The sequence below is a fragment of the Bacillus xiapuensis genome (assembly GCF_002797355.1).
Classification (GTDB): Bacteria; Bacillota; Bacilli; order Bacillales; family Domibacillaceae; genus Bacillus_CE; species Bacillus_CE xiapuensis.
The window spans coordinates 1,523,984-1,550,641 of sequence record NZ_KZ454939.1 but is presented as its reverse complement, the minus strand read 5'-3'; the positions used below and the strand labels follow the sequence as shown (position 1 = coordinate 1,550,641).

At 46.1% G+C, this 26,658-nt stretch carries 28 protein-coding genes; 20 read left to right on the top strand and 8 right to left on the bottom strand.

All coding sequences use genetic code 11. The features are described from left to right. Positions 1 to 2 precede the first annotated feature (2 nt). From CEF20_RS07680 to CEF20_RS07625, 12 genes are read left to right on the top strand one after another with little or no spacing between them, the layout of a single operon-like run. Positions 3 to 1,112, top strand: a complete 1,110-nt coding sequence (locus tag CEF20_RS07680; protein ID WP_100331256.1) for a cobalt-precorrin-5B (C(1))-methyltransferase — start codon at positions 3 to 5, stop codon at positions 1,110 to 1,112. After that, positions 1,099 to 2,307 carry a precorrin-6y C5,15-methyltransferase (decarboxylating) subunit CbiE gene (gene cbiE, locus CEF20_RS07675; RefSeq protein ID WP_100331255.1) on the top strand — a complete coding sequence of 403 codons (1,209 nt, stop codon included), beginning with the start codon at positions 1,099 to 1,101 and terminating at the stop codon, positions 2,305 to 2,307. The genes CEF20_RS07680 and cbiE overlap by 14 nt, the downstream gene beginning before the upstream one ends. Then, positions 2,304 to 3,005, top strand: a complete 702-nt coding sequence (cobI, locus tag CEF20_RS07670; protein WP_100331254.1) for a precorrin-2 C(20)-methyltransferase — start codon at positions 2,304 to 2,306, stop codon at positions 3,003 to 3,005. Before cbiE ends, cobI begins: the two co-directional genes overlap by 4 nt. After that, the gene (cobM, locus tag CEF20_RS07665; protein ID WP_100331253.1) at positions 3,002 to 3,775 is read left to right on the top strand and encodes a precorrin-4 C(11)-methyltransferase; all 774 of its coding nucleotides are present in this window, start codon (positions 3,002 to 3,004) and stop codon (positions 3,773 to 3,775) included. Before cobI ends, cobM begins: the two co-directional genes overlap by 4 nt. Continuing rightward, positions 3,772 to 4,899, top strand: coding sequence for a cobalt-precorrin 5A hydrolase (locus tag CEF20_RS07660; protein ID WP_100331252.1), 1,128 nt, complete (start codon positions 3,772 to 3,774; stop codon positions 4,897 to 4,899). Before cobM ends, CEF20_RS07660 begins: the two co-directional genes overlap by 4 nt. A gap of 12 nt (positions 4,900 to 4,911) precedes the next feature. Beyond that, on the top strand, positions 4,912 to 6,315 hold the full coding sequence (locus tag CEF20_RS07655; RefSeq protein ID WP_100331251.1) for a cobyrinic acid a,c-diamide synthase CobB: 1,404 nt from the start codon (positions 4,912 to 4,914) through the stop codon (positions 6,313 to 6,315). Continuing rightward, the gene (locus CEF20_RS07650; protein WP_100331250.1) at positions 6,294 to 6,917 is read left to right on the top strand and encodes an NAD(P)-binding protein; all 624 of its coding nucleotides are present in this window, start codon (positions 6,294 to 6,296) and stop codon (positions 6,915 to 6,917) included. The genes CEF20_RS07655 and CEF20_RS07650 overlap by 22 nt, the downstream gene beginning before the upstream one ends. Positions 6,918 to 6,927: 10 nt before the next feature. After that, positions 6,928 to 7,707, top strand: a complete 780-nt coding sequence (gene cobA, locus CEF20_RS07645) for a uroporphyrinogen-III C-methyltransferase (protein WP_100331249.1) — start codon at positions 6,928 to 6,930, stop codon at positions 7,705 to 7,707. Between the two features lie 28 nt (positions 7,708 to 7,735). After that, positions 7,736 to 8,491: an energy-coupling factor ABC transporter permease gene (locus CEF20_RS07640; RefSeq protein WP_100331248.1), complete on the top strand. Its 756-nt coding sequence runs from the start codon at positions 7,736 to 7,738 to the stop codon at positions 8,489 to 8,491. A 3-nt stretch (positions 8,492 to 8,494) separates the two neighbouring features. Continuing rightward, complete coding sequence (locus CEF20_RS07635; RefSeq protein WP_100331247.1) at positions 8,495 to 8,788, top strand: energy-coupling factor ABC transporter substrate-binding protein; 294 nt, start codon at positions 8,495 to 8,497, stop codon at positions 8,786 to 8,788. After that, positions 8,785 to 9,561 carry a cobalt ECF transporter T component CbiQ gene (gene cbiQ / locus CEF20_RS07630; protein ID WP_100331246.1) on the top strand — a complete coding sequence of 259 codons (777 nt, stop codon included), beginning with the start codon at positions 8,785 to 8,787 and terminating at the stop codon, positions 9,559 to 9,561. Before CEF20_RS07635 ends, cbiQ begins: the two co-directional genes overlap by 4 nt. A 3-nt stretch (positions 9,562 to 9,564) precedes the next feature. Beyond that, positions 9,565 to 10,425, top strand: a complete 861-nt coding sequence (locus tag CEF20_RS07625) for an energy-coupling factor ABC transporter ATP-binding protein (protein ID WP_100331245.1) — start codon at positions 9,565 to 9,567, stop codon at positions 10,423 to 10,425. A gap of 37 nt (positions 10,426 to 10,462) precedes the next feature. On the opposite strand, the gene CEF20_RS07620 is transcribed toward CEF20_RS07625, so the two are convergent. Then, the gene (locus CEF20_RS07620) at positions 10,463 to 10,645 is read right to left on the bottom strand and encodes a CsbD family protein (protein WP_100331244.1); all 183 of its coding nucleotides are present in this window, start codon (positions 10,643 to 10,645) and stop codon (positions 10,463 to 10,465) included. A gap of 256 nt (positions 10,646 to 10,901) precedes the next feature. Here CEF20_RS07620 and cobT point away from each other — a divergent pair, with 256 nt between their 5' ends. Beyond that, positions 10,902 to 11,960, top strand: coding sequence for a nicotinate-nucleotide--dimethylbenzimidazole phosphoribosyltransferase (gene cobT, locus CEF20_RS07615; protein WP_198508477.1), 1,059 nt, complete (start codon positions 10,902 to 10,904; stop codon positions 11,958 to 11,960). Positions 11,961 to 12,192: 232 nt separating this feature from the next. Continuing rightward, on the top strand, positions 12,193 to 12,813 hold the full coding sequence (locus CEF20_RS07610; protein WP_100331243.1) for a hypothetical protein: 621 nt from the start codon (positions 12,193 to 12,195) through the stop codon (positions 12,811 to 12,813). Positions 12,814 to 12,994: 181 nt separating this feature from the next. Here the strand turns inward: CEF20_RS07610 and CEF20_RS07605 are convergent, their stop codons facing one another. From CEF20_RS07605 to CEF20_RS07585, 5 genes are all read right to left on the bottom strand, one after another. After that, complete coding sequence (locus CEF20_RS07605; RefSeq protein WP_100331242.1) at positions 12,995 to 13,714, bottom strand: CBS domain-containing protein; 720 nt, start codon at positions 13,712 to 13,714, stop codon at positions 12,995 to 12,997. A gap of 190 nt (positions 13,715 to 13,904) precedes the next feature. After that, on the bottom strand, positions 13,905 to 14,228 hold the full coding sequence (locus tag CEF20_RS07600) for a YflT domain-containing protein (RefSeq protein ID WP_100331241.1): 324 nt from the start codon (positions 14,226 to 14,228) through the stop codon (positions 13,905 to 13,907). A gap of 60 nt (positions 14,229 to 14,288) precedes the next feature. Continuing rightward, positions 14,289 to 16,886: a YfhO family protein gene (locus CEF20_RS07595; protein WP_100331240.1), complete on the bottom strand. Its 2,598-nt coding sequence runs from the start codon at positions 16,884 to 16,886 to the stop codon at positions 14,289 to 14,291. Then, a complete protein-coding gene (locus CEF20_RS07590) occupies positions 16,883 to 17,272 on the bottom strand; it encodes a GtrA family protein (protein ID WP_100331239.1) in 390 nt (129 codons plus the stop codon). Before CEF20_RS07590 ends, CEF20_RS07595 begins: the two co-directional genes overlap by 4 nt. Next, positions 17,211 to 18,206: a glycosyltransferase family 2 protein gene (locus CEF20_RS07585; RefSeq protein ID WP_100331238.1), complete on the bottom strand. Its 996-nt coding sequence runs from the start codon at positions 18,204 to 18,206 to the stop codon at positions 17,211 to 17,213. Before CEF20_RS07585 ends, CEF20_RS07590 begins: the two co-directional genes overlap by 62 nt. Before the next feature lie 284 nt (positions 18,207 to 18,490). On the opposite strand from CEF20_RS07585, the gene CEF20_RS07580 reads away from it, so the two are divergent. The 3 genes from CEF20_RS07580 to CEF20_RS07570 all read left to right on the top strand — a co-directional run bounded on the left by CEF20_RS07580 (position 18,491) and on the right by CEF20_RS07570 (position 21,526). Next, positions 18,491 to 20,176 carry a glycosyl hydrolase family 28-related protein gene (locus CEF20_RS07580; protein WP_100331237.1) on the top strand — a complete coding sequence of 562 codons (1,686 nt, stop codon included), beginning with the start codon at positions 18,491 to 18,493 and terminating at the stop codon, positions 20,174 to 20,176. Positions 20,177 to 20,240: 64 nt separating this feature from the next. After that, positions 20,241 to 20,681: a YusW family protein gene (locus CEF20_RS07575; protein ID WP_157796216.1), complete on the top strand. Its 441-nt coding sequence runs from the start codon at positions 20,241 to 20,243 to the stop codon at positions 20,679 to 20,681. Between the two features lie 116 nt (positions 20,682 to 20,797). Beyond that, on the top strand, positions 20,798 to 21,526 hold the full coding sequence (locus CEF20_RS07570) for a YqcI/YcgG family protein (RefSeq protein ID WP_100331235.1): 729 nt from the start codon (positions 20,798 to 20,800) through the stop codon (positions 21,524 to 21,526). 55 nt (positions 21,527 to 21,581) lie between these two features. On the opposite strand, the gene CEF20_RS07565 is transcribed toward CEF20_RS07570, so the two are convergent. Beyond that, positions 21,582 to 21,761 (bottom strand): H-type small acid-soluble spore protein, encoded by a 180-nt coding sequence (locus CEF20_RS07565; protein WP_100331234.1) that lies wholly within the window; start codon positions 21,759 to 21,761, stop codon positions 21,582 to 21,584. 101 nt (positions 21,762 to 21,862) lie between these two features. Beyond that, positions 21,863 to 22,879: an ABC transporter substrate-binding protein gene (locus CEF20_RS07560; RefSeq protein WP_100331233.1), complete on the bottom strand. Its 1,017-nt coding sequence runs from the start codon at positions 22,877 to 22,879 to the stop codon at positions 21,863 to 21,865. A 224-nt stretch (positions 22,880 to 23,103) separates the two neighbouring features. Between CEF20_RS07560 and CEF20_RS07555 the strand changes: the two genes are divergently transcribed. The 3 genes from CEF20_RS07555 (at position 23,104) to CEF20_RS07545 (ending at position 26,541) form a co-directional block, all read left to right on the top strand. After that, positions 23,104 to 23,874, top strand: coding sequence for an ABC transporter ATP-binding protein (locus tag CEF20_RS07555; protein WP_100331232.1), 771 nt, complete (start codon positions 23,104 to 23,106; stop codon positions 23,872 to 23,874). Beyond that, entirely contained in the window at positions 23,861 to 24,655 is a 795-nt protein-coding gene (locus tag CEF20_RS07550) for an ABC transporter permease (RefSeq protein WP_408607784.1), read from the top strand. Before CEF20_RS07555 ends, CEF20_RS07550 begins: the two co-directional genes overlap by 14 nt. A 464-nt stretch (positions 24,656 to 25,119) precedes the next feature. Continuing rightward, the gene (locus CEF20_RS07545) at positions 25,120 to 26,541 is read left to right on the top strand and encodes an N-acetylmuramoyl-L-alanine amidase (protein WP_100331230.1); all 1,422 of its coding nucleotides are present in this window, start codon (positions 25,120 to 25,122) and stop codon (positions 26,539 to 26,541) included. The last annotated feature ends 117 nt before the right edge of the window (positions 26,542 to 26,658 follow it).

The window sequence follows — 26,658 nt, the reverse complement described above, 5'->3', positions numbered from 1 at the left end:
AGATGGCGGTGAAGGATGTGAAGCAGGAGAAGCCGCTAAGAAAAGGGTATACGACGGGAGCCTGCGCTGCTGCCGCTGTTCAAGCGGCTTTAACCTCTTTACTCACGGGAGAAAAGCAGGAGAAAGCCACCATTTATCTTCCGGCCAAAGTATTTGCCACCTTTGCGATTGAACATTGTGAAATCAAGAAAAGAAGCGCGGTCGCCGCTGTCAAAAAAGATGCGGGGGATGATCCCGATGTTACGCACGGAGCGGTGATTTATGCTGAAGTCATGCTAAAAGAAGAAGCGGGCATTGAACTGGATGGCGGGGAAGGAGTCGGACGGGCGACTAAGCCGGGGCTGGCAGTCGAGGTTGGCCAGGCGGCCATCAACCCTGTACCGCGCAAAATGATTTTGTCTGAAGCAGAGAAAATATTAAAGGATTTTCACTGCAGCAGCGGAGTGAAAATTATTATTTCCGTTCCGGGCGGGGAAGAAATGGCTAAAAAAACGCTAAACGGCCGACTGGGAATTGTGGGCGGCATCTCGATCCTGGGTACGCGGGGAATTGTGATGCCATTTTCCACGGCCGCTTATAAAGCAAGCATTATTCAAGCGATTCAAGTGGCTGTCGCCGGAGGCTGCGACCATGTCGCGGTAACGACAGGAGGAAGAAGCGAAAAATACGCCATGAAGCAGCTTCCTGAACTAAAAGAGGAAGCTTTTATAGAGATGGGTGACTTTGTCGGCTTCACGCTTAAGCATTGCAAACGGCTCGGCATTAAGAAAATATCAATGGTTGGAATGATGGGGAAATTCTCCAAAGTTGCACAAGGAGTGATGATGGTTCATTCAAAAAGCGCCCCAGTTGACTTTGATTTTCTAGCAGGGATGGCCGAAAAAGCGGGAGCTGGCGCCAAAGAGGTGGAGGCAGTCCGTTTGGCCAATACTGCTTCTCATGCAGCAGAGCTTATGCAGGCCGCCGGATGCCAAAGTTTTTTTGAATTATTATGCGATAACTGCTGCGCGCATGCCATACAGGAAGTAAACGGCGGCCTGACCGTAGACACCACTTTGTATACATTTAAAGGAGAATGCTTAGGAAGGGCGGAGCGCCATGGGGAAAGTTAAAATTATTGGAATCGGCGACGATGGACGAAGCGGGCTTTTGCCGCAATATGAGCAATGGGTTGAAGAATCACGCTTTCTTGCAGGAGGGGAGCGGCAGCTGTCTTTTTTTCCTGAATATCAAGGAGAAACGTTCATGATTAAAGGCAATTTACGCGAATTGAAAGAACGTCTGCGTAGCCAGCAGGAAAAGGCGGTTGTTCTAGCTTCGGGAGACCCGCTTTTTTACGGAATTGGTGGCTATTTATCGAAGGATGTGGAGGCGGACATTTATCCGCAGCCAAGCTCGGTGCAGCTTGCATTCGCCCGGATGGGACAATCTTGGCAAAACGCGGCGATTATCAGCCTGCACGGCCGGACGATCACCGGCCTGGCACAAAGAATCGACGGCAAGCAGACAGTCGCGATTTTAACGGATGAGAAAAATACTCCAAACGTGATTGCCTGTTATTTGAAGAGGTTCGCCATGACCGAATATCGCGCTTTTGTAGCTGAGAATCTTGGAGGAGAGAAAGAACGCTGCCGGTGGATGACTTTAGATGAGATGGAGCAAGCGGAATGCTCCCTTTTAAATATTGTTATTTTGAAAAGCGATGAAGCGATGAAGGTTTGGCCGCTTGGCATTCCCGATCAAGAATTTGTGCAGCGCAAGCCGGACAAAGGGCTGCTGACGAAAAAGGAAATCCGCGTGCTGACGATCGGGCAAATGAATGTGCAGCATAACAGCGTTGTTTGGGACATTGGCACATGCACCGGCTCCGTGGCGATAGAAGCAGCCAAAATTGCCAAAGAAGGAGCTGTCTACGCAATCGAAAAAAATGAAGCCGATCTGGAAAACGCCAAAGAAAATTTTCGAAAATTCCGGGCGGATGTTACGGCTGTTCATGGAAAAGCTCCTGAAGGGTTAGCGGAGTTCGCCTCTCCGGATGCTGTATTTATCGGTGGCACAGCCGGAAACATCGAAGGGATCTTTGATGAATGCTGCTCGCGCTTGAATCCTGGCGGAAGAATTGTGATGAATGTCGTGACGATTGAGAACTTGTATCAAGCCGTGCAAGCATTTAAAACGCGGGGATTTCAAGCGGAGCTTACTCTTGCTCAAATCTCCAGAAGCAAGCCGATTTTGCACTTAACAAGAATGGAGGGGCTAAACCCCGTGTATATCATAACAGCGAAAAGAGCGGAGGAAGAAAAATGACAGGCGTTTTATACGGAGTTGGAGCGGGACCGGGCGATCCGGAGCTCATTACGATTAAAGCGTTTCGCGCTTTGCAGGATTGTCCTGTGATCGCCTACCCCAAGAAAAGAAAAGGCAGCAAAAGCTACGCGAGGAAAATTATTGATGCATATGTAAATCCCGCTGAGAAAGATATGCTCGGTCTCGTGTTTCCGATGACGAAAGACCCGCAAATTCTAGAAAGAGAATGGAATCAGACAGCCGAAGCCGTCTGGGAAAAGCTGCAATCGGGGCATGATGTGGCCTTTATTACAGAGGGAGATCCGCTTTTATACAGCACATTTATCCATATGATGACGGTTATGAAGGAACGTTATGGCGATGTGCCTATCCATATTATTCCGGGCATTTCTTCTGTTAACGGTGCGGCTGCAAGGCTCGCTTTGCCGCTGGCTGACGGCGATGATCTTGTGGCCATTGTTCCAGCAAATGACGATTACGAAGCAATGAAAAAAGCGATTGTTGAGCATGACTGCGTGATTTTCATTAAGGTGGCCAAAGTGATGGACATGATGCTTCGCATTTTAAAAGAATTAAATTTAACCGATCACGCATCCGTGGTGACAAAGGTGACGTCTGATGAAGAAATCGTTTGGTGCTTAGAAGAGCTGGAAGGAGCGGAACCGGAATATTTAACTTTAATGGTGGTGAGGAAATGAAGCTATATATTGTAGGAGCAGGTCCGGGAGCATCAGATTTAATTACAGTCAGAGGACGCCGGCTGCTTGAAGAAGCCGATGTAATATTATATGCGGATTCTCTAGTGAGCGAAGAACATTTTAAAGCGGCCAAAAAAGGAGCAGAAATTGTAAAAACAGCGGGAATGCACCTTGAAGAAATGGTAGAGATCATGAAGAAAAGGCTGTCGGAAGGGAAGAAGGTTGTCCGTCTTCATACAGGCGACCCGGCTGTCTACGGTGCGATTATGGAACAAATGGTTCTGCTGAAAGAAGCGGGGGTTGAAATTGAGATTGTTCCCGGGGTCAGCTCGGTATTTGCTGCAGCGGCCAGTGCCCAGGCGGAATTGACGATTCCTGATTTGACGCAGACGGTCATTCTCACTCGGGCAGAAGGCCGTACACCCGTGCCAGAGCGCGAACAGCTAGCAAAACTTGCCGCGCATCATTGTACAATGGCTTTCTTTCTGAGTGCTACTTTGACAAAAAAAGTGATGAAAGAATTAATCGGAGCCGGCTGGGCGCCGGAAACGCCAGCGGCTGTCATATACAAAGCGACTTGGCCCGATGAAAAGATTGTCCGTACGACTATTGGAAAGCTGGATGAAGATATGCGCGCAAACAGCATTCGCAAACAAGCAATGATCCTTGCCGGCTGGGCACTTGATCCGGATATTCATGAGAAAAACTTCCGCTCGAAGCTATATGATAAAGAGTTCACGCACGGCTACCGCCGGGGGGTGAACTCATGACGATCCAGCTGCAAGAACAGGTGGAGCCGCCCATTCAAGCAAGCGGCCAATATGCTATTGTGGCTATAACAAAGCATGGCACACAGATTGCCCGCAAGCTCGCGCGCTCGTTTGCTGATAGCGATGTTTATTATATGAAGAAGCATGCGCAAGGCGATGAAGAAGAGCAGGGATTTACTTTGTTTGAGGGCTCTGTCCGGCTGCTTCTTCCAAGCTTATTTGCCAATTATAAAGGCCTGATTATCATTATTTCTCTCGGAGCTGTCGTTCGTATGATCGCCCCGCTTTTAAAAGATAAAAAAACCGATCCGGGTGTCGTCGTAATTGACGATCGCGGAGAGCATGTCATTAGCGTGCTTTCCGGCCATCTCGGAGGAGCGAATGAGCTCACCCGCGAGGTCGCCTCCTTATTAAATGCCTACCCGGTCGTCACCACAGCCTCTGACGTGCAAAAAACGATTCCGGTTGATTTATTCGGCCGCCGCTTTGGCTGGGAATGGGAATCGGCAGAGAAGCTGACCCCGGTCAGCGCCTCCGTTGTGAATGAAGAAAAAGTTGCCGTCATTCAAGAATCAGGTGAAACAAATTGGTGGATGCATGACACAGCGATACCGGCTAATATCCATGTATGTTCATCTATTTCAGAAGCCTTCACTCTTCAGCCCGATGCGGCCCTCGTTGTCACTCATCGCCTGCTTGACTCAAAAGAGGAAGCGATCTTAGAGAATGGTGTATTATACAGGCCAAAGGTCATCGTTCTTGGCATTGGCTGCAATCGCGGCACGTCCAGTGAGGAAATTGAACAGGTGATGGATGAGACATTGAAGGAACTGAAAATCAGCAAGAAGAGTGTCAAAGCCGTGGCCACAATTAATCTGAAAAAAGATGAAAAAGGATTGCTGGAAGTCGTTAAAAAGCATCAATGGGATTTCATCTATTACACTCCGGAACAGCTGAATACTAAAACGATGAAGCATCCATCAAACGTTGTTTATCAATACACGGGCGCGTACGGCGTGAGTGAACCGGCGGCGATGCTTGCCAGCGGCAATGATCGTTTGCTACTGACGAAGAAAAAATCAGGAAATGTCACGATTTCAGTCGGTTTTATTTCACATGGATAAGGAGGACTGCACATGGGCCAGAGAAGAATTATGATCGCTGGAACAGGAAGCGGAGCGGGAAAAACGACGGTGACTATTGGTTTAATGGCAGCGTTTCAAGCAAAAGGCCTTCAAGTTCAGGGATTTAAGTGCGGGCCGGACTATATTGACCCTGCGTATCATACGGCGGTTACCGGCCGCCCGTCCAGAAATTTAGACAGCTGGATGATTGGAAATCAGCATATGAAGGATATTTATAGCAGGGCGGAGAAAGGTGCCGATATTTCCATTATTGAAGGCGTAATGGGCTACTTTGACGGCAAGGATCCGCTGAGCAATCACGGTAGTTCGGCAGATATTAGTGAAATTGTAGATTGTCCTGTGCTTTTAGTGATCAACGGTGCCAGTATGGCCAGAAGCGCTGCTGCTATAGTGAAAGGATTTCAAGCGATGGCTGCTCCCGGAAGAATTGCCGGCGTTATTGTCAACCGTGTGGGCAGTGAAGGGCATTTTCAATTGATTCAATCAGCCATTGAAAAGGAATGCGGCATTCCGGCGTTGGGATACTTGATAAAGCAGCCGGATATCGCTATTCCGGAACGCCATTTAGGGTTGGTTCCTTCCGTTGAAAGAGGAGAATTGGACAGCTTCTTCTGTAAATTGGGAGAATTGATAGCGGCCACGGTTGACTTGGAGGCGATTTGGCATTTAGCCGATTCGCCTGTATTGAAAGAGTCAGATCATTCTATTTTTGCCCATAAAAAAGAAGCGAAGGTCTCGATTGCCGTGGCGAGGGATGCTGCGTTTAATTTTTATTATGAGGAAAATTTGGAGCTGCTGGAAGCAAACGGAGCCCGGTTGCGTTTTTTTTCTCCGCTGAAAGATGAACCGGTTCCAAGGGATGCGGCAGGCTTATATATAGGCGGCGGTTTTCCAGAAGAGTTTGCCGAAGAGCTGGCGAAAAACGAACGGGTGAAATCATCAATCCGTTCTTGTATTGCGCAAGGTATGCCGACGTTGGCGGAATGCGGTGGGTTCATGTATTTGACGGAAGCAATTGAAGATACGAGCGGCGTCGAACACCCGATGGCTGGCGTTATACCGGGAAAAGCCGTTATGAAAAATAAACGCACAGCGCTTGGCTACCGCGAATGGATCGGTCTGACTTCCAACTTTCTCTTGCCGAAAGGAGAAACCGCTCGAGGCCATGTTTTTCATTACTCTAACTATATCGCGGAAAAACCGGTACAGCCGGCTTATCAGTCAAAGGGAAGATCGGGGATAAAGGAAGAAGGCTATGCCACGGAGCAGTTGCTTGCAGGCTATGCCCATTTTCACTTTGCCTCCAATCCTGCTCTTGCTGAGCGGTTTGTTCATGCGGCTGAAAATTATCCATTGCAAAGGATGACTGGATCATGCTCTATCCCGTCATGCTGAATGTGGCCGGAAAGCAAGTAGTTGTTGTTGGAGGGGGCTCCGTTGCAGCGAGAAAAGCAGCAGCCCTGTTAGAAGCGGGTGCCGAGGTGACCATTATTTCTCCGGCCCTGTCGGCGGCGATGAATGAATGGCTTTGCGCCTGCTCAACTGTTCAATGGAAGAAGAAAACATTTGAACCGGCGGATATTCAAGGGGCTTTTTTGATTATTGCAGCTACGAATCAAAGAGATGTCAACAGCTACGTCCGCCAGTGTGCGGCTGATGACCAGCTGATCAATGTTGCGGATGATCCGAAGGCGAGCAATTTTCATGTGCCCGCTTCGTTAAAAAAAGGGAATCTCACGATTGCTGTCAGTACCAACGGAGCCAGTCCCGGACTGAGTAAACAGCTGATTCACGAGTTATCGAACCAATATAACGATGAATTCGTCCGCTTTATAGACTTTTTGGAAGAATGCCGGCAGCAGGTCAAAGAAAAAGTAAAGGATCCGGAGAAAAGAAAGGACATATTAACACAACTGATTCAGCCGGACTTTTATAAGCTTCTCTTCCATGCAGGTCGAGAAGAACGAATGAGACTGTTTCAAACATTACTAGATTAGAGGGATGAAAGTGAAAAATGGAAAAGTGTATTTGGTCGGAGCCGGACCGGGCGATCCTAAGCTGATTACAGTGAAAGGGCTGGAATGTATCCAGCAGGCCGATGTCATTCTGTATGATCGGCTTGTAAATAAAGAGCTTTTGCTTTCCGCTAAGGAAGGGGCCGAGCTAATATTTTGCGGTAAACTGCCTGGCCGGCATGAGCTGATTCAAGAACAAATCAATCAGCTCCTCGTTGAAAAGGCGGAGCAGGGCCTCGTTGTTACTCGTTTAAAAGGGGGGGATCCGTGCGTATTCGGCCGGGTTGGAGAAGAGGCGAAAGAGCTTGCTGAGCGCCGGGTTCCCTATGAAATAATTCCCGGTATTACCGCCGGCATCGCCGCACCTGCCTACGCCGGCATTCCTGTGACGCATCGCGATCATGCGTCCAGCTTTGCAATCGTCACCGCTCATGGCCGTGCGGAAAAGGAGCAGGACTTTGTCAATTGGAAGGCGCTGGCGGAAGGAATTGATACGATTGCCTTTTACATGGGAGTGGGGAACTTATCGCGGATTTCTCAGCAGCTGATGGCTTACGGAAGGTCACCTTCTACACCGGTAGCGATTATCGAGTGGGGGACGACGAATCAGCAAAGAACGATCATCGCTGAGCTGGCGACCATCGAACAGCAAGCAAAAGAACAGCAAGTGGAAAGCCCGGCGATCATTCTTGTGGGAAATGTGGTCGAGCTTCGAAAGAGCATTCGCTGGTTTGATTCGGAAATCTCCATTCCCTCTCTGGCGTCATTATGAATCAAGTAAAGAATGAAAAGGTGAGAATATGCATTTCATAAAAAACACGGTGTTCCTTATCACAGCTTTTGTTTGTTATTTTTGGCTGTTTTCTCATCAGCCGGCGGCCGCTATGCATATTATGGAAGGATTTCTGCCTGTATATTGGACCGTTCTATGGTGGGCACTTTCACTTCCCTTTCTCATCCAGGGAATGCGCTCCATCCAAAAAACGTTAAAAACATACCCTGAAACAAAAATGATGCTGGGCTTGTCAGGTGCTTTCACCTTTGTCCTGTCTGCATTAAAGCTTCCCTCTGTAACAGGCAGCAGCTCTCATCCAACCGGCATCGGATTGGGGACAATATTATTCGGCCCGCTTGCTATGACTGTGATTGGGACTATTGTATTGCTGTTCCAATCTCTGTTATTAGCGCATGGCGGCTTGACAACATTAGGAGCAAATGCTTTTTCTATGGCAATCGTTGGACCGTTTATAACCTATGCTGTTTATAAGCTTTGCAGAAAGACCCAGCTGTCTTTCATTTTAGCTGTGTTTTTGGCGGCGTTTATCGGTGATTTAGCTACGTACACTATGACATCGCTGCAGCTGGCTCTTGCTTTTCCGGCGGAAGCCGGCGGCGTATTGGCGTCATTTGTTAAATTTGCCGGAATTTTTTCCGTCACTCAAATTTCACTGGCGATTGCTGAAGGGATTTTAACTGTCATCGTGATGAACTGGCTGCTGAAATATAATCAAAGCGAGTTAAGTCAATTAAGCGTCGTTAAGAAGGAGGCCTCCTGATTAATGAAGAATTTATTCTTGTTTTTTCTTGTTGTGCTTTTGGCGGTTATGCCGCTTGTGATGAATCAAAATGCCGAGTTTAACGGGGCGGATGGAGAAGCGGAAGAAGCGATTACAGAAATGAATCCAGCCTATAAGCCGTGGTTCGATGCGGTATGGGAACCGCCAAGCGGGGAAGTGGAGAGTCTTTTGTTTGCCTTGCAAGCAGCGGCCGGCGCACTGTTTATCGGTTACTTTATCGGGGTATCCCGAACGAGAAAAAAATCGCAAGAACATAACCGCCATAAACCATTATGATGCTCATTGATTATTATGCTAATCATAACCGGCTGTCTCATTTCCATCCGGGAGAGAAAGCCGTTTTTGCCTTTTCCCAGCTCGGCCTCGTTCTTTTTGCGAAGGATATCTGCCTCTGTGCGTTTGTCTTTTTCCTGATGTCTTTTTCTACAGTCTTTTTCGCAGGTATTCCATTCAGCCGTTATGGGCGCATGCTCATGCTGCCGCTAGTGTTTCTGCTATTAAGTATGCTGCCTATGCTTGTTTCGATCGCTCCAAAAGGAATGGGGATAGAATCCGCCGTTTATTCATTTTCTTGGAACAGATGGAGTGTTTATCTTTCTCCGGACTCGCTTTTGCAGGCGATGAACTTATGGGCAGCTGCTTACGCCGGCGTTAGCTGTATGTATTTTTTCATTTTAACGACCCCGTATGATGGGGTTTGCTGGCTATTAAAAAAGCTAAAAGCTCCTGATCTATTTATCGAGCTAACGGCACTGACTTACCGATTTATTTTTGTTTTTATAGAAAAGGCTCAATCCACTTACCAGGCGCAAAAGTCGCGCGCTGGGTATGCTCATATCCGCTCATGCTTTTATTCCTTTTCCGCTTTACTCGTTAACCTGCTCGTGCAGACATTGAGAGAATCGAAGCAATTGCAAATGACTCTGGATGCCCGGTGCGGAGAGGGATTTAATACTCGGCCCACCGGTCGTTATACGATGAACCCGGCAGCATGGGGAGTGATCATTTCCAGCGTCGGCTGCTCTCTGCTGATCTATTTGAGGGGGTAAGAAATGCAGTCAGTAATGGAATTACGAAACGTTCGTCATATCTATCCGAATGGAACGGTAGCGTTAGACAATATTTCTCTCACAATCGAACCGGGGAGAAAAATAGCCGTTCTAGGCAATAACGGTGCAGGCAAATCATCACTTTTGCTCCATTTAAACGGTTTATTAAAGCCGCATAAAGGAGAGGTGTATTTTCAAGGGCATCTCCTGACCTACAAATCGAAGGAGTTGAAAGAACTGCGGCAGCGCGTCGGCATTATGTTTCAAAATCCGGAAGCTCAGCTCTTTTCTCCGACGATATTAGCAGATGTCATGTATGGGCCATTAAATCTGGGCTGGCCGCGGCGGGAAGCGGAAAGATCTGCCCGCCAAGCGCTTGCGGCGGCAGGTCTGGAGGAGCTTCGGGATCAACCGCCGCATTTTTTAAGTTTAGGACAAAAAAAGCGGGCAGCGATGGCCGGAGTAATGGTCATGAAGCCGCAGCTGCTCCTTTTAGATGAGCCGACGGCAGGTCTTGATCCGTATTACGCTAAAAAAATGATCAAGCAGCTGACTGATTTTCAGGAGGGGAAACAAACGATCGTATTATCGACTCATGATGTCAATTTAGCTTATGAATGGGCGGATGAAATCATCATGATGAACAAGGGGCGCCTGATGCTAAAGGACAAGCCGCAACATGCCTTTGGCAATCAAGAATTGCTTGCAACATGCCACTTAGAGCCACCTTGGGTAATCGAAGTTTACCATCAATGGAAAAAGACCCGCCCCGAAAGAGAAACGAGAATTCCAAAAACAAAGGAAGAATTGTTTCAACTGCTTCAAGAGGGGGAAGCAGAACGGCCGTTTACAGCCAATGCCTAAAGACTGCCTGCTAGCAGGCAGTCCCAATAATGATGAATTATCGTTTCAGTTTATCGAGCGCTTTTCCGATGGACTCTTGCAGCTTGCCCTTCATTTGATCGGATTTCCCTTCTGCTTTCGCAGATGAATCATTCGTTAATTTCCCGATTGCTTCATTGGCAAGTCCCTTAAGCTGTTCGCTCTTGCCTTTCCATTTATCAGCTTTATCATTGATGCTCATACACCGCGTCACCCTTTCAACAGAAAATTTTTTCTTAATTATTTTCTACCCTTTATAAATAAAATGAAACACGAGCAAATGAAGAGTGAAATCGTCATTTCAAGTGTTTGAGTGGTATGATAACCTGGAATCGGTTCATATAAGATTTGCGAAATGAAGAAAAACGGAATAGCCGATGTTATTCTTTCCTATTTGATAAGCAGGCCGGAAGTTGCCTTTAACTGAATTGAAAATTTAAAAGAAAAGGGGAAAAGATATGCTGAGTGTACAAATTCCTGGATTAGATTTACATATAGGAGATCAGGTGAAAGCCTATATCAATACATTAACTAAACCAGCGGGAAGTTTAGGGAGATTGGAAGAGCTGGCGCTGCGTCTTGCGGAAATCACCGGCGAACCCTTTCCGGAAGTTTCACCGCCTGGCGTAATCGTTTTTGCGGCGGATCACGGAATCGTACAAGAAGGAGTGTCAGCTTTCCCGCAGGAAGTGACCGTGCAAATGGTCAGCAATTTAGTTCAAGGAGGAGCAGGCATCAACGTATTTGCCAGACAAATTGGCGCAAAGTTTAAAGTTGTAGATGTAGGGGTAGCGGCTGAAGTGCCGAAAGAAGGGGTTGCTCATCAAAAAATCAGGTATGGAACTGGAAATTTTCTGAAGGAAAAGGCGATGACAACAAAAGAAGCGCAGCAAGCACTGCAGATTGGCTATTCTGAAGCGAGAGAGTTAATAGAGCAAGGGGTGAAATGCTTAATCGTTGGTGAAGTCGGGATTGGAAACACCACGTCAAGCAGTGCAGTCTTAGCCAGCCTTACTCATACGGATCCGGCTGAGGTGGTCGGTTTTGGGTCAGGCATCTCCAATGAGCAAGTGCAGCATAAAATCGCAGTCGTCAAACAGGCGCTTTTATTCCACCAGCCGAAGCCACAAGATGCCATAGATATTCTTTCCAAAGTCGGCGGGCTGGAAATGGCGGCGATGGCCGGAGCGATGCTGGCAGCGGCAGAAAGCCGAATCCCTATTCTTTTGGATGGTTTCATTTGTACGGTTTCGGCTTGCTTAGCTAAATTAATCGCTCCCCTTTCAGCGGATTATATGATTGCTTCGCATCATTCTGTTGAGCCGGGCTATCAGCGTGCTGTCTCTTTCTTAGGAAAAATGCCGCTCATCCATTTACAGATGAGGCTCGGGGAAGGAACAGGTGCAGCGGTGGCGTTTCCGCTCCTTCAATCAGCTGTCAGTATGGTAAAAGAAATGGCGACGTTTGAACAGGCGGGCGTATCGACTCAAAAGGCAAACGAACTAATTGAAAACTAGCAACATGCGTTTCATTGATTGTATTTCCGAAAGAAGACTCCCATCTTAAGGATAGCGAAGGACGAGAACCTAATCCATAATTGGCGTTTCCGCTGATGTTCTGAGGATTCCTCCGCTTCAATCCGTTCTTAAGAGCATGAAGCGGGGGAGTTCAAGCCAATCCATCTTTCAGGAATAATTTTCAGCTGTTAAGAAATAATAAGGTTGATTATTTGAAAGGGTGGGGTGCAAGATGACGTTAGAATGGTTTGATCGAGTAAGTGAAGAATTACAGGAGCATTTGGAATCGATCTGTGAGGAGTATGATCAAATCGGTCATATGGCAGTCGATCGAGCATCCAAGCATCCCAGAATAGATTTTTTTGTAGAAACAGGGAAAGAGGAAGAAGAGCTTTTTTGCACTTTATTTTTCGATCCGCATAACGAAGAGTTTTATGTGAAAGCCATTGAACTGGATGCTGATCAGATGTCTAAAATGATTCTGCCGGATATAGGCGATATGGTTGAAGAAGTTCATGAAAGCTTTCATGAATTTATCGAGGGAATCGAAACAGGCAGCGTAATCACCGATGAATACGATCGATACGGGGAGATCGAGGTGGAATGGCTTACGCCTGAAGTAACAGCCTACGCATGTGAGGATGAAGTGGAAGTGACTTACCAATTTGGCATTGTCCAAGAATCCGGCGACGGCATTTTGCGGAGAATGAATCGGATAAAAACGGCTGATGATGATTTGTTGGAAGATGAATCCGATTTCATCTTCAGCAAAGAAGAAGCCAACACCATTATTGCGATGATTGCCAGCCATGCCGACCAGCTTACTGAGATGGGACGGGATTGCCGTCTGTGATCATCTGGCGCCAGTTTTCAATAGGATACAAGTATGCGGACAAGAGAAATGCTTGTCCGCTTTTTTTCTGCATGTAAGATGCCGTAAAGCCTCCTTGCGATAGGGGAACGAAAGATTAAGCGGGAGATCGCGGCGCCTGCAGGCCTGATTCCAAACATCTCCTGTTGGAGTGGGGGATCGTTCATAGGATTTCATCCTTAATTTTCGTTAAGTCCCACGAAGTAATGATGCCGATCGGCAGTTCTTTCGGGGTGCCGTTTGGCGTGATAAGAATAGCTTCGAGCTTTTTGTTGCGATTTTGAAAATCCTCGAATACATATTCTGCATCAAAGATATTCGCCTCTTTCTTAAGAAAAGCAATTTCCCGTTGAGGGGCGTGCGGCAGCACATTTTTGACTGTCATGCCGGACAAGTCGATGCGGTCTTCCGCCAGCTGATTAGCCATCCATGTTAATAAATCCTTACCGGCCAGCAATCCTTGGCATACCCCCTTTTCAAATACGGGGTATTCGGAATAAGAAAAATCCTGTATCATCTGCAGCACTTTGGTTATAGAAGTGGAAAGTTCAACTGTACAAACTGGCTGGGAAGAAATCGATAACGCCTCCGCCGGCTCAGAAATAAGCTTATCTATTTGTTCGATGCGTTCTACAGTCTCTTCATGAGGTTCAGCAATATAAAAATGGGCATCGGTCTTTTGATGAACAATGGCATTTCTTAGCTTGGCAAATTGCTTTAATTCTTCTATGTGGACGCGCACGGATGCGTGATGCCTTGCGCAATCATGCAGGGCTTCGATAAACGGATGATTCTGCTGATGAGAACAAAGCTGCTGCAGTTGCTGGTGAATACGGTTAAATGCTGCCTCAAATCTTGAACAGCGTTCATTTCGTTCTTCCATTGGCTTGCCTCCTAATGATGTATCCATCGCATTTAATATGTATTCCTTAATTTATCATTCATGTAGGAATTCCCTCCATAATGAAGCGGGGAATGAAAAGTCTAATCAGGCGATCGCGGCTGTAATGTGAGAGAAAAAGCTGCCGTTCAGGCGTGAGCCTGTCTTGGCAGCTTTTTATCAACAGCTTATTTTAAGATTTTGCACCGACAACAACGAGCTTGCCTTCATCTAATTCTCGTTCATACATTTCCGCTTCTTCCTTTGTTAACCCCAGTGACTCCATTTTCGTTCTCAGTTCATCACCGCGGGAGCGGAAAACATTTCCCATGCTGTCTAACAGACCCTGTTCGGATACGCCTACCTCGTTCGTATTAAGAGCATCCGAGATATTTTCCATTCGGTTTTCATCATGAGCCAAAATGTAAATTTGGTCTTGAGAGAAGCCTTCCGCTTGCAGTCCTTCAATAGCTGTTTTGGCTTGAAGGGCGTTTTCAACTGTACGTTTCGTGACCATAATCAATACCTCCTGTTTTGAATGACTATCTGTTATTGGTTTACCATCTTTCGCGTTAGGCTAAACATTTTTTAAACGGCTTTCGTTTTTGCGTGTTCTTCTGATAAAAAGCATTGACCACAATAAGCCCAATAAAGAAATGGCAGCAGAAGGTTTGAAGAAAGGCGGGAGATAAACAAGCTCAATTTGATTTCTTCCTTCCGCTAATTCCAGTCCTGTAAACGCATAATTAGCTCTTTTCAAAGGCTGCTTGTTCCCATTAACACGCAATTCCCATCCCTTTTCAAATGGGATCGGCAAGACCATATACGAATCATTTTCTTTATTAGCATAATCAATGGTTAATTTATTATGCTTCCAGTTAACGGATGCCGCAGCGGCAGGCTGGGCGGCAGCCGTTCGCAGTTCATGATAGCTTTCTTCATACAGCGAAAGATCTTCTAAGCGGTAGGAGCCTTTTGGCAGCCGGAGTGCGACTTTTTGATCTGCAGGTATTCGCAGAAATAATTCGTTTATGTTCGTTTTATAAATGGAATCAGCTGCCTTTCGCGTTGTTTCATACCCGTTAACGGTTATGGAAAAGCCCTTTCCGTCCAGGCGCGTTATCGAAAAGCCGAGAAATAAATCCTTTGTATCCTTTGCCAGCTGATTTGGAATGATATCCAGGCCTCCGCGCTTATTTGTGACGGATAACCGCTGATTATCATAGACGGCTCCGCTCATTTGGATGTTTGCCTGATCGATGATGTTTCTTTTTTTGTCCAGTTTATCAGCAGAGGGAGCATTTTCTAAAATGATCCCTTGAAGCATCGCGTGCTCTTTATCTAGAGGGGTGGCATGCGTCAGATCCTTTTCATTAAACACTTTGTCGACTGTACGGACAAACGGCAAAGGAAGCGTGTTTTCAAACACCGCATAATCAGCTGATTCGAAGAGCTTTCGAAAGCCGAATGGGGCCTGTTCTGCCTGATCTTTCGGCCTCATCCAATAGTTCGCCTGCAGTAAGCTGTGCAAATGAGCGCGATTGCCGAGAGTAGCATAGCGGCTGACGCTCTCCCTTCCCATGTCAATTAATAAATCCCGCCAGTAAAAGAGAAGCAGCTCTTGATTAATGATGCTGGAGTAGAGGCTGGTGCCGTCAAAGTTTTGCACAATCGGTGTATTATTTCTCGTCTTCGTCATCCAGTCGATGCGAGCAAAGGGGGCATCGTTTCTTTCTTTGACTCGCTTAATTAAATTTTGCTGTTCTTCACTGTTATAGGCATCGCTTTCCATGTAATCGCGTGAAACTTTGTGGACGCCGGACTGTTCTGATAATGTGTATTTTGCATAGGCATTGACCATTGCGATACTCGAAACAACGATGATGCACTGCAGTCCTATCATCACGAATGTTTTTTGCCGCCAGCTAAGCAGCAGAAGGAAGGCAGCTGTGACGGCTAGCAGCAAGAAGACCCACCTAATTTGCTCAGGCTTTCCGTTCATTAAATCTAACGGCGGTATTTGGATGTAATAAATGCAGGCAGCTAAGATGATGCCTGCGAGGACATACGGAAAGCGGACTTCTTTTATATAATGAAGTCCCGCGGCGACGCATCCTCCAGCTGTGAAAGACAGCAAATATTCAAATCGATATTGCGGAGCAGAAAATCCATTGAACGCGCTAGCTGCCAAAGGGCTGAAATGAAACGCAATGAACAGAAAGCTGATATAGGCGAACAGCCGGAACACCCGGTGTTTATAAAAAGAAATGATCAGCACAAACAGAACGAACACGACTGGCAGCAAAATATAGCGGCTAGTAAAAAAGATATTATCGCTCCAATCGATGGCGGCTATTTCCGCTTCATAATCAGGTCGATAGTTGTTGAGAAAACCATACACCGCCGGAATAAAGCCTACAGCACTGATACAGAAACTAATCAGCCCGCTTGTTATAAACAGCTTCAATTGCTCTGCTTTTCCCCGCTCCTCGTCTGATAATGGAAGGAGCCAGCGGAAGATTACATAAATGATTAAGAAAATGACATTAATATATGCAAAGTAAAAATTAGAAAACAGCATAATCGATGCTGTGAAAATCAGCCAGCCCGGCTTGCCTTCCCGGATCACTTTTTCTGTTCCTAAGACGAGCAGCGGCACCCAGAGCATGGCATCTGCGAAAAATTCCCAAAAAACGACATGGCGAAAATACATCAGTGAACATGCGTATACGACGGCTCCTGAAAAGGCGGCTGCCGCATTGAGTTTCATATAACGGAAGGCACTGGCAGCTGCCGCTAAAATAAGGGTCAAACGAAGAATGCTGACGAACAAGGACGTTTCCGCCCAGAACTGCACATCGGATGTGTCCACTAAATGTAAGAATTCAAGGACAAAAACGGATGCAGCAGTCAGATAAAACAGGATCGACGTAGAAAAATAATAGGCAAGCTGGCTATAAAAGCCGCCGCCAAGGCCAAAAGACCAAGAATAGAAGAAGCTGCCTTCCCGATAATTCTCATAGATAAATTTCTTGAAGGGAGCCATTTGGGATAATCCATCATTAGGCCCCAGCATGAATCGGTTATTCAGCCATTCTTGAATGAAAAAAAAGTGAGCAGCCGCTGATACAAGCAGACTGCTAATAATTAGCAAAATGACGGTTTTTCTGTTCATTCACTGACACTCTCTTTTTTTAAGATTTTGCCTGTCACCACAAAGGTCACCGGCACCGCAATAAATACAGCGAGAAGCGGAGTGATTTTGCTGCTGATATGTAAAACATCAATAAATACATACATAAAGAGAGACGACACGCCAAAGTTTACAAGCTGTGTGAGCGGAAATTTCAAAAACTTAGCCAAAGTGGGCTTGACTTTAAACGTAAAATAAGAATTCAGAAAAAAAGAAATCACTAAGCTGATGAAAAAAGCGATCACATGTGAAGCCATATAATTAAGATTAAAGCTGGTATGAAACAGCAGATAAACTGCATAGTAATTAAAGGTATTGATTGCGCCGATGATGACGAATCGGATAAATTCTTGACTTGTTCTTCTCATAGTCTGCTCCGTTCACAATATTCGTTTCTTGAATCAAATAAGGGGGACGTTTTTTTGTTTCGTAATAGATTCTGCCGATATATTCCCCGATGACTCCGAGGCTTAATAGCTGGATGCCTCCCAGAATAAGGACGGCTGTAATGATGGTAAAGTACCCTGGCACATCGATGCCGTTTTGCAAAATTTGAATAAACGTCACCGCGCTGTAAATAAGCGAGAGCATCAAAATGATGGCTCCTGAATAAAAGCAGATGCGCAGCGGCCGATTATTGAAAGAGATTAAGCCGTCCAACCCATAATTGAATAATTTGGAAATCGTCCATTTGGTTTGCCCATTTTCACGCAGTACATTATCGTAGTCCACAATTTTTTGTTCCATGCCAATCCATGAAAACAAACCTTTTGAAAAACGTTCTCCTTCGTTTAATGAAAGCACCGCTTTCACCGCCCGGTCGCTGAGCAGCCGGAAGTCGCCGACGCCATCTTCGAGTTTGACATCAACAATTTTATTTATTAATCGATAGTATGTAGAGGATAGCCATTTGCGCATAAAATGTTCCCCGTTGCGATTGCGGCGGGCAATGACTTGATCAAACCCTTCTTCGAATCCTTGAATAAGCTGCGGGATTAAAGAGGGAGGGTGCTGCAGATCAGCATCCATAATAATAACTGCCCTTCCGCTCACATGGCGCAAGCCCGCATAGATGGCCGCTTCTTTACCGAAATTTCTTGAAAAAGAAATATATTTTACTTTCGGTGTTTTCGCCGTTAACTGTTTGATCTTTGCTAGTGTTTCATCGGTGCTGGCATCATCGATAAAAAGCATTTCAAATTCATAAGGAATTCCTGCAAATTCTTTTTTGACTTGCTCATAAACCAGTTGAATGTTCTCTTCTTCGTTATAAGCAGGAATGATGATGGAAATTAAACTCATGCTACTGACACCTTCTTCTTCATGTTTTGGCGGACAGCAGTCCCTTATTTTACCACTGGTACCTATGTAAGAACTAAACGTTCGTTCCGCTTCGCCCTAAGCTGATAAGATAGAAGCGAGGACAAGGTTTGTTTGATCAGATGACCATTACCCTTATTTGCCGCAATTCTAAACTTTATATTAACATTTCGTTTAATAAATTCCAAAATGAAAAGCTGCATTTTGCGGCAGAAAGCAGGGTAAAGTTCCATCAGCATCTGCACAAATCATAAGGGAGGGAGATCATGAGGGTCACCTTAACGAAAGAGCATAACCCGCAACAAAATGAATCATGGATTGAATCATTCTTTAACCAATCCGCTTCTGTAAGGGAAGCGGTTGCTCAAACCCGCAAGCTGTTTCAGCAGACCAGTCCGCTTTTTAAAAGGCCTGATCTTCAGAAGCCGGCAACATCCAAGCTGTCTGTTCACTTATGGGGAAAAATAAAATCATTATTGTTCGGCCTGTTTTTGCCGAACGAAAAAAGCCGCGCGATTGCCGATTTTGATATTGTGGTGGATGACAAAGGGAGAGTTGCTCCGGATTGGGAGCCTATACTGTTGAAAGAATACCGCTTGATGAGGAAACAAATCATCCGCACGGTCAATGTTCTGGATTATGGTGCGGTGGGGGATGGCAAGACCGACTGCACTGAAGCGTTCCGCAGAGCAATCGGGAAGGGCAAGGTACAGGTGATCGTGCCTGAGGGGACATATATTGTCAGAGGCGTCCGTTTGCCGTCTTGGACATGGATCATCGGAGAAGGAAAAGGGCAGACAACGCTTAAGCTTCATAAAGACGCTCCGATCAGCAGCTGGGTAGTGACGAATAAAGAACATAAAAAAGGGAACCATCATATCATCGTTCAGGATATGAGCCTTGATTGGCATGTCGAACGGCTCGGAGAAGTTGAGAAAACAAGCGCGGGCGGCAATCGCTCCAGCTGCCTGACGTATGCCAATGTCAGCTTCGGTTGGGTTCAAAATGTGGAAGCGATCAATCCGGGACTGCACGGCTTTGATGTTTCCTCCACATTTTATAATTATTCCGGGGATGGGCATCGAGCGCGCGGGGGAAGCAAGTTCATCCGGCTTGATGGTTTAAATGGATATGGATTCGGAGACGATGGCATTACGACGCATCACAGTGATTATATATGGATCTCTAACTCACATATGTGCGATCCGAGCGGCAAAGCGCATAAAAAAGGTTTTTCCAATTCGAACGGAATAGAAATCGATGACGGTTCCCGCAATGTATTGCTAGTGAATAATTCAACGGCCCGCTGCTTCGGAGGAGTGGAGATAAAAGCGCATCATAATTCTTCAGCGGCTACAAATGTTCATATTGTTGGCCATCTGTCTGTAAATGATAATCGTTCATTCAATTTTCGCCATATTGGGCATCACAGCCAGCATGATCCGGAATCGAAAACGGCGTATAATATCACCGCCACCCGGATTGTTTCGATCGCTCCGATCCGAACGGATTTATATCGCGATTCAACTCCGCGGGCGCTGGTTGTTTCCGCTTATAAAAACGTCGTGATTAATCATTTTCAAGCCATCGGAGATGAATCATATGACTATCAAGGCTATCCGGTCGTTGCGGTACAGTACCGCTCGAGAAATGTTAGTTTAGAGCATATTTACATGAGCGGGTTTCGAACAGCGGGAACTGATATTAAAATATTTGGAGGCCCGCAGCGTACGGATGTTGTGCGTCTCAAACATGTGCAAATTCAGCATTCAGCTCCAGTAGCGATCACGATCGGCCCGCGGATTGAACAAATCTTTCTTTATAAGGTTCAGGCGATAGCGACTGAAGGAGTTTGCGGCTGCGAGTGTGCCAGCTCCGGCGCCGAGCTGACACACTTCTTCTCAGAAGGCTACAAGCAAGCGTTTAAAAGCACAGAGAATAAAATACCCTAAGGATAGATAAGGGGAAACTGGGGAAAGTTAGTAAGTGATTGTATAGAAAGTGAGGAGATTGGATTTGAAATGGAGAAAGTTATTGGCCATTTTTGTGTTCACGCTTGCGCTGACAGCCTGTGCCGGTCAAAAGCAAGAGGAGGCTCCGCAAAAGTCAGCGGAAACAAAAGAAAAGCAAGCATCCTCCCCCTATCCATTTACGGAATTTGATGTGGATGTCGACTTGAAAAATCAGCAAGATTATGAGATTGACGTCAGCTATGAAAGGGAGAGTAATCACACGGAAGCTCATTATACAGACGACAAACAAAATATTCATTTAACAGGCGAGGACGCATTGGAGGCGCTGGATGAGAAGTTCCGCGGATTTAGCTTCGATGAAACTACATCAGATGCAAAAGTATTGAAGGAAATAGAGCGGGCATTCAACATTCCCGACAATGCCCAGTCAGTAGAGGTTGAGATTCAATATAACGACGGCCAAGAAAGAGAGCTTCGCCGATAGAGGAAGAAAAGCCGGTCATCAACTGCCGGCTTTTCATTTGTCTCAAGCCAAAGGACTTTCACCCGCGATGAAAGTTCGGGTCTTTTCACGCATAAGAATAACATGAGGTGAGGAGAATGGCAGTCAAGTCTAATGATTTACTAACGAAGCGGGAAATCACAGATCCTAAGCTAGTGCCCAAGTGGCTGATTGATGAATACCGTGTGTTTCATCAGGTAGTTACGAATGAGACCTTCCCCTGCATGTTTGGAATGACAGCGGAAAAGAAGGGGGAGCTGCGCTATGCTTACGTTCAACATGACGATTGGTCGGCTCTTCCTCAAGCGCTTGAGGAATTTGTCTCGTTATTCGATAAATCCAAGCCGCTTATTCGCCATGGTCTGTTTGTTTTCGTTGAGCCGGAAAGAAAACAGAGAAACCTTCTGTATTACCGCCAGTATTTTTGGCGTATTCTTCAATATTTGCATCAGTCAGATACGAAACCTTGGCCAGCGGATTATCCTCAGGATCCGGAGCATCATTTATGGGCTTTTTCGTTTGCGGAGGAGCCTTTCTTTGTTTTCGGAAACGCCCCAGCCTATAAGCAGCGCAAAACGAGAAATTTAGGCAACAGCCTCGTAATCGGATTTCAGCCGAGACGCATCTTTCAGGGGTTAGAAGGAACATCGCCGGGAGGCATGATGTCGCGCCAAAAAGTAAGGGAGCGAGTGGAGCAGTGGGATCAACTGCCTAAGCACCCGAATATCAGCTATTATGGGGATCCCGCTCACCGGGAATGGAAGCAGTATTTCATTGGAGACGATGTCGCGCCGATTGAAGGGAAATGTCCGTTTCAGCAGAAATAAAAAAAGCCTAAACAAAGAGCCTTTGGAAGGGCGGCCGCTTTGTTTAGGTCTTTTTTTAATGCTCAGTCAAACTATTTAAGGGTACCGTCTGCTCGCGATCCGGCTGATAAAGGGGATAGACTCTCGCCGTTTTGGTGTCTTCATCCACTCGCTGGATATAGACGGGCACCCCGTTATGTGTCACGTGAACCATTTCCGGTAAAGCGGATATTTCTTTGGCGCGCTGAATGTTCATATTCTTCCTCCCTGCAGCGTAATCAAATCTAGTATGGAAGCAGTGAAGGGAACTTATACATGGAAGAGGAATGTTTTCTTGCGGGTGAGCTGAAGATAAGCTTATTTCATTGCTTGTTTAGCAATCTCCGTGTTTACGAGCTCATGATATTCTATAGGACGAGGAAGCTCTCCGGCTTCTTTCATGATGTCCTGCAGATGATTCCACTCTTCTTCCTCAAGAACAGGCGAGGTTGCGAAGCTGTCTTGGCTCTGATAACGGCTGATGACAGCTGCGATTAATTCTTCAGGCGTATCTTCAAAATAGGCGGCGATCATTTTGGCTGTATCCTGGGCGGGGGTTTTTTCTACTTGCTGCTGGGCGCGGTAAAGCGCTTTGGTAAACCGCAATAATACGTCTTGATTCTTTTCCAGATAGCTCTTTTTTGACATGAAGGTGGTGTATGGAAGCTTTCCGGATTCTTTGCCAAAGGAGGCGACGATATGGCCGATGCCTTTTTGTTCGAACAGACTGGCTTGTGGTTCAAACAGCTGCACATAATCTCCTGTGCCTGAGGCAAAGGCGCCCGCGATGTTAGCGAAATCAATGTTTTGGATTAGCTTGATGTCTTTATGAGGATCGATGCCCTGCTTTTTTAAAGCAAATTCTCCAGCCATTTGCGGCATTCCGCCTTTTCGCTGTCCTAAAAAAGTTCGCCCCTTCAATTGATCCCATGAGAAGGGCTCCTGCTTTTTTCTGGCCATCAAAAACGTCCCATCCGTTTCAGTCAGCTGCGCAAAGTTCATCACCGGATCCGATGTTCCTTGCGCTTTTGTATAAATGCTCGTTTCGCTGCCGACGAGTGCGACATCGACGCTGTCCGAAAGCAGAGCTGTCATGGTTTTGTCTCCGCCCCAAGTTGTTTTCAAGTCAAGATGAATTCCTTCTTCTTTAAAAAATCCTTTCTCTATGGCGACATACAGTGGCGCATAAAAAATCGATCTAGTCACTTCAGCGACACGGACGGTAGCTGTATCTTCTGTTTGGTTATCCGGTGACGAACAGCCCCCCAAGAAGCCGGAACCGGCAATCAGTAAACAAGCAAGCAAAAGAACCGCGCATCGTTTAAAGAGCTTCATGAAAATCCCTCCCAAATGATTAACACTCATCATCTTTTCAGTGTATGAACTGGAACAGAAATCGTGCCTATCGGCTAGTGATCACATGAATAATTCAGCAGAGAGGGCCGTTAGCAAATGGCTTAGAGAGAAACAGGAACCATTCTGAAACGGAAAAAATATAGTGGAATAAGTGATTGTTTGAATAAAGATCAACTTTTGGCAGGAAGTTTGGAGGGATATGCATGGCTATTTTAGAATTGTCATCCGTTGGTCAGACTTATTTTTCAAAGAATTCCGCGGTGTCAGCTGTAAAGGATATTTCCTTTTCGGTGAATGAAGGGGAGTTTATCGCTTTTGTCGGGCCGAGCGGCTGCGGAAAAACGACCGTTCTATCCATTATTTCCGGGCTGCTTATGCCGACAGAGGGTACGGTTACGTTAAATGGGCAAGCGGTTCAAGAACCGCATCCGCAGGTGGGATATATGCTGCAGCAGGATTATCTTTTTCCGTGGAAAACGGTAAAGGAAAATATTTTTCTTGGGCTGAAGTTGCGGGGGCTCCTTCATCCGAAATACCAATCTTACGCTTTGTCGCTATTGAAAGAGGTCGGATTGGAGGATGTGCTGGAGCAGTACCCAAGCCAGCTTTCAGGTGGCATGCGCCAGAGGGTGGCCTTTGTTCGCACATTGGCAACAGACCCGAAAATTTTATTGCTTGATGAACCATTTTCGGCGCTGGATTATCAAACGAAATTAAAGCTGGAAGACCTCGTTTCGTACATGCTGCGAGAGCATCGTAAAACCGCGATATTGGTCACACATGATATAGGAGAGGCGATTGCTATGAGCGAACGGATTCTCGTTTTTTCGAAAAACCCCGGACGGCTTCATCACAGCTTCCAAGTGCCTGACGCATTAAAAAAGCTCACTCCTTTTGAAGCGAGGCAGCATCCGGAATATGCGGCTATGTTCCAGAAAGTATGGGAGGAGTTGGAGCAGGTTGAGAATCATTAAAACGCATGAAGAGTATCTGCAAGCCATTAAAAAGGAAAAGCGGGCCATTCTATTCGTTCAAGTCATGATGTTGGTCGCATTCATCGTATTGTGGGAAGTGAGCGCAAGAAATGAATGGATTAATCCGCTCTTATTCAGTTCACCCAAACAAATTCTGATGCTGTTTATGGAAAAGGTCAACGATGGCAGTCTGTTTTCCCATGCAGGCATCACATTGTTTGAAACGTTTTTTGGCTTTTTGCTGGGCACCCTTTTAGGCACGCTTCTCGCAGCATTGCTATGGTGGCAGCCGTTCCTTTCAAAGGTGCTTGATCCGTACCTTGTCGTGCTGAATGCTATGCCCAAAATTGCCCTCGGCCCGATATTGATAGTGGCCCTCGGCCCGAATGTTAAATCGATCCTCGGCATGGGCGTGCTTATCACCGTAATTATTACGACTATTGTGATCTATTCCGCTTTCAAAAATGTGGAAGAGAATTATATTAAAGTGATTCAGACATTTGGAGGCTCCAATTATCATTGTTTCAAAGAAGCCGTGTTGCCGGCCTGCTTCCCAACCATTATTTCCACCTTGAAAGTGAATGTCGGCCTTGCTTGGGTAGGAGTCATTGTCGGAGAATTTCTCGTTTCTAAACAAGGCTTAGGCTATATGATCATTTACGGATTCCAAGTATTTAACTTTACACAAGTGCTGCTCAGCCTATTTGTGATAGCTATCTTGGCCACCATCATGTATCAGCTTGTTGACATGCTGGAGCGGAAGCTGATCCGGCAAGAATAAAAACAGAAGAAAAGGGCTGATATTCGTTTGGTCAGCATAAGCATGCCGGCTATCATATTTCGCTGATGAAAAGAAGAACAGCGGCTGCAATCGCAGCGTCTTTGTCACCTGCATCCTGCAAATCCCGAACGAAGCGGGCATGCCGGTGCCGTAATTGCCCTCTGAGACTTTTGCTTTCCTAATCCATTTTTGCATGGGGCATCTTTATAGCATTTTCCCGGCGGGATCATAATAAAAAAGGGAGCCTTCAAGGACAATTATCCTTGAAGGCTCTCACTTCTTTACAAAAAAAGCGAAGAGTCCTGTAGATAGCTAGGGAAATGTTGCATTGTATGACAAATATAACATAAACATTACAAACATCGGCGAAATATAGAAAAACAGAAAATAAATTGTAAGATAAGAAGGGGATAAAACAATTTATCTAGGTGAAAAGTTGGAAGTTGATGAATGGGGGAGGAAGAGTGAAAAGAATTTCGGTGATTTTGGTTTTAACATTGTCCTTGATTGGCTCTCTTATCGGAGGGAATAGGGCACAGGCAGATGGCTTTATAGATGTGCCGCACCGGGCGCTGAAAGAGGTTAATTTTCTAGCACAGGGTGGCATTGTCAAAGGTTCAACAGCTACTTGGTTTGGTGCAAATCATAAAGTCAATCGGGCGGAAGCGGTTACGTTTATCGGGCGTGCTATTCAGCTGGATGGAAGAAAAAGAGCGACCAGCTTTAAGGATGTTGAATCTGGAAGTTTTGCTTCCGGCTACATTCAATCGGCGGTACATAAAGGAATTGTTTCCGGAGTGAACGGCGAATTATTTATGCCTGGCAAAGCGGTTACACGCGGAGAAATGGCGCAGATGATCACGAAAGCATTTGGCTATCCGTTTGACGGAACCGCGGCGGGAGCAGCGAAAGCGTTGCTTTCCCGGGGGATAGCAAAAGGAATGGCGGATGGATCGTTTGGTGCTGAGAAGGAAATCACAAGAATGGATTTTGCGGTTTTCTTAGCCCGTGCTGTCCATCCGCAATTCCGAGTGAGCGGATCAGCTCGCTTTGAGCAAACATATAGGACCACGGTGGACAGTTTAAACGTGAGGACTGGTCCGTCAACAGCTTATCCGTCTATAAGCAAACTTAGTGCAAACACGAATGTCGCTGTCTCTCATTCTGTGGGAGGATGGTCATATATTAAAGCAGGAAATACGGTTGGCTTTGTCTCCTCCTACTATTTGCGCCCTAATCCTGCGGAAGGAGGCAGCCTGCCAGCTCCGCCAAGCACTGCACCGGCTGATAAGCGCCTAGCAGGCCAGACGATTATCATCGACCCAGGTCATGGAGGCCATGATCCAGGAGCAATTGGCTTTAATGTAAGAGAAAAGGATGTTGTGCTTGCTACTGCTTTAAAGGTGAACAAGCTGTTTCAGCAAACACCTTTTCAAGTGAAGATGACCCGTTCAACGGACCGATTTATTACCATTGATGAGCGCTATCGATTCGCGCAAAGAAACAGCGGAAACGTTTTTGTCAGCATTCATGCGAACGCCGCCAGCCCGGCTGCTAACGGTACTGAAACATATTATTCGGCATCCAAAAACCCTCATGTGCGCGACAGCAGATTGCTGGCGGAAAAGATCCAAAAACGAATGGTGGCAGCATGGAAAACTAAAGACCGCGGAGTGAAAACGACATCGCAGCTTAGAAGAGTGCTAGGGGTTCTTGACCGCAACACGATGCCCGCAGCGCTGACAGAGCTTGGATTTATTACAAACCGCAAGGAAAATGACATGCTGAAGTCAGACTATTGGCAAACCATCATGGCTAAGGCGATTTATGCTGGAATCTTAGATTATTACGCAGCTAAAGGCTACGATGTGCAATCGCTCTATTAAATAATGAAAAAGAAACAAAAGGCTGCCCGTTTCAAATTGGCAGCCTTTTTGGCGTACAGCCCGTTTTCCGGCTTTGGACTATCCGTTTTCACAAAATCATGCAAGTTTCTGTTTGCG

Excerpts from the sequence above, each read along its gene's own strand:
- CEF20_RS07680 (WP_100331256.1), top strand. The coding sequence starts at position 3 with ATGGCGGTGAAGGATGTGAAGCAGGAGAAGCCGCTAAGAAAAGGGTAT.
- cbiE (WP_100331255.1), top strand. The coding sequence starts at position 1,099 with ATGGGGAAAGTTAAAATTATTGGAATCGGCGACGATGGACGAAGCGGG.
- cobI (WP_100331254.1), top strand. The coding sequence starts at position 2,304 with ATGACAGGCGTTTTATACGGAGTTGGAGCGGGACCGGGCGATCCGGAG.
- cobM (WP_100331253.1), top strand. The coding sequence starts at position 3,002 with ATGAAGCTATATATTGTAGGAGCAGGTCCGGGAGCATCAGATTTAATT.
- CEF20_RS07660 (WP_100331252.1), top strand. The coding sequence starts at position 3,772 with ATGACGATCCAGCTGCAAGAACAGGTGGAGCCGCCCATTCAAGCAAGC.
- CEF20_RS07655 (WP_100331251.1), top strand. The coding sequence starts at position 4,912 with ATGGGCCAGAGAAGAATTATGATCGCTGGAACAGGAAGCGGAGCGGGA.
- CEF20_RS07650 (WP_100331250.1), top strand. The coding sequence starts at position 6,294 with ATGCTCTATCCCGTCATGCTGAATGTGGCCGGAAAGCAAGTAGTTGTT.
- CEF20_RS07640 (WP_100331248.1), top strand. The coding sequence starts at position 7,736 with ATGCATTTCATAAAAAACACGGTGTTCCTTATCACAGCTTTTGTTTGT.
- CEF20_RS07635 (WP_100331247.1), top strand. The coding sequence starts at position 8,495 with ATGAAGAATTTATTCTTGTTTTTTCTTGTTGTGCTTTTGGCGGTTATG.
- cbiQ (WP_100331246.1), top strand. The coding sequence starts at position 8,785 with ATGATGCTCATTGATTATTATGCTAATCATAACCGGCTGTCTCATTTC.
- CEF20_RS07625 (WP_100331245.1), top strand. The coding sequence starts at position 9,565 with ATGCAGTCAGTAATGGAATTACGAAACGTTCGTCATATCTATCCGAAT.
- CEF20_RS07620 (WP_100331244.1), bottom strand. The coding sequence starts at position 10,645 with ATGAGCATCAATGATAAAGCTGATAAATGGAAAGGCAAGAGCGAACAG.
- cobT (WP_198508477.1), top strand. The coding sequence starts at position 10,902 with ATGCTGAGTGTACAAATTCCTGGATTAGATTTACATATAGGAGATCAG.
- CEF20_RS07610 (WP_100331243.1), top strand. The coding sequence starts at position 12,193 with ATGACGTTAGAATGGTTTGATCGAGTAAGTGAAGAATTACAGGAGCAT.
- CEF20_RS07605 (WP_100331242.1), bottom strand. The coding sequence starts at position 13,714 with ATGGAAGAACGAAATGAACGCTGTTCAAGATTTGAGGCAGCATTTAAC.
- CEF20_RS07600 (WP_100331241.1), bottom strand. The coding sequence starts at position 14,228 with ATGGTCACGAAACGTACAGTTGAAAACGCCCTTCAAGCCAAAACAGCT.
- CEF20_RS07595 (WP_100331240.1), bottom strand. The coding sequence starts at position 16,886 with ATGAACAGAAAAACCGTCATTTTGCTAATTATTAGCAGTCTGCTTGTA.
- CEF20_RS07590 (WP_100331239.1), bottom strand. The coding sequence starts at position 17,272 with ATGAGAAGAACAAGTCAAGAATTTATCCGATTCGTCATCATCGGCGCA.
- CEF20_RS07585 (WP_100331238.1), bottom strand. The coding sequence starts at position 18,206 with ATGAGTTTAATTTCCATCATCATTCCTGCTTATAACGAAGAAGAGAAC.
- CEF20_RS07580 (WP_100331237.1), top strand. The coding sequence starts at position 18,491 with ATGAGGGTCACCTTAACGAAAGAGCATAACCCGCAACAAAATGAATCA.
- CEF20_RS07570 (WP_100331235.1), top strand. The coding sequence starts at position 20,798 with ATGGCAGTCAAGTCTAATGATTTACTAACGAAGCGGGAAATCACAGAT.
- CEF20_RS07565 (WP_100331234.1), bottom strand. The coding sequence starts at position 21,761 with ATGAACATTCAGCGCGCCAAAGAAATATCCGCTTTACCGGAAATGGTT.
- CEF20_RS07560 (WP_100331233.1), bottom strand. The coding sequence starts at position 22,879 with ATGAAGCTCTTTAAACGATGCGCGGTTCTTTTGCTTGCTTGTTTACTG.
- CEF20_RS07555 (WP_100331232.1), top strand. The coding sequence starts at position 23,104 with ATGGCTATTTTAGAATTGTCATCCGTTGGTCAGACTTATTTTTCAAAG.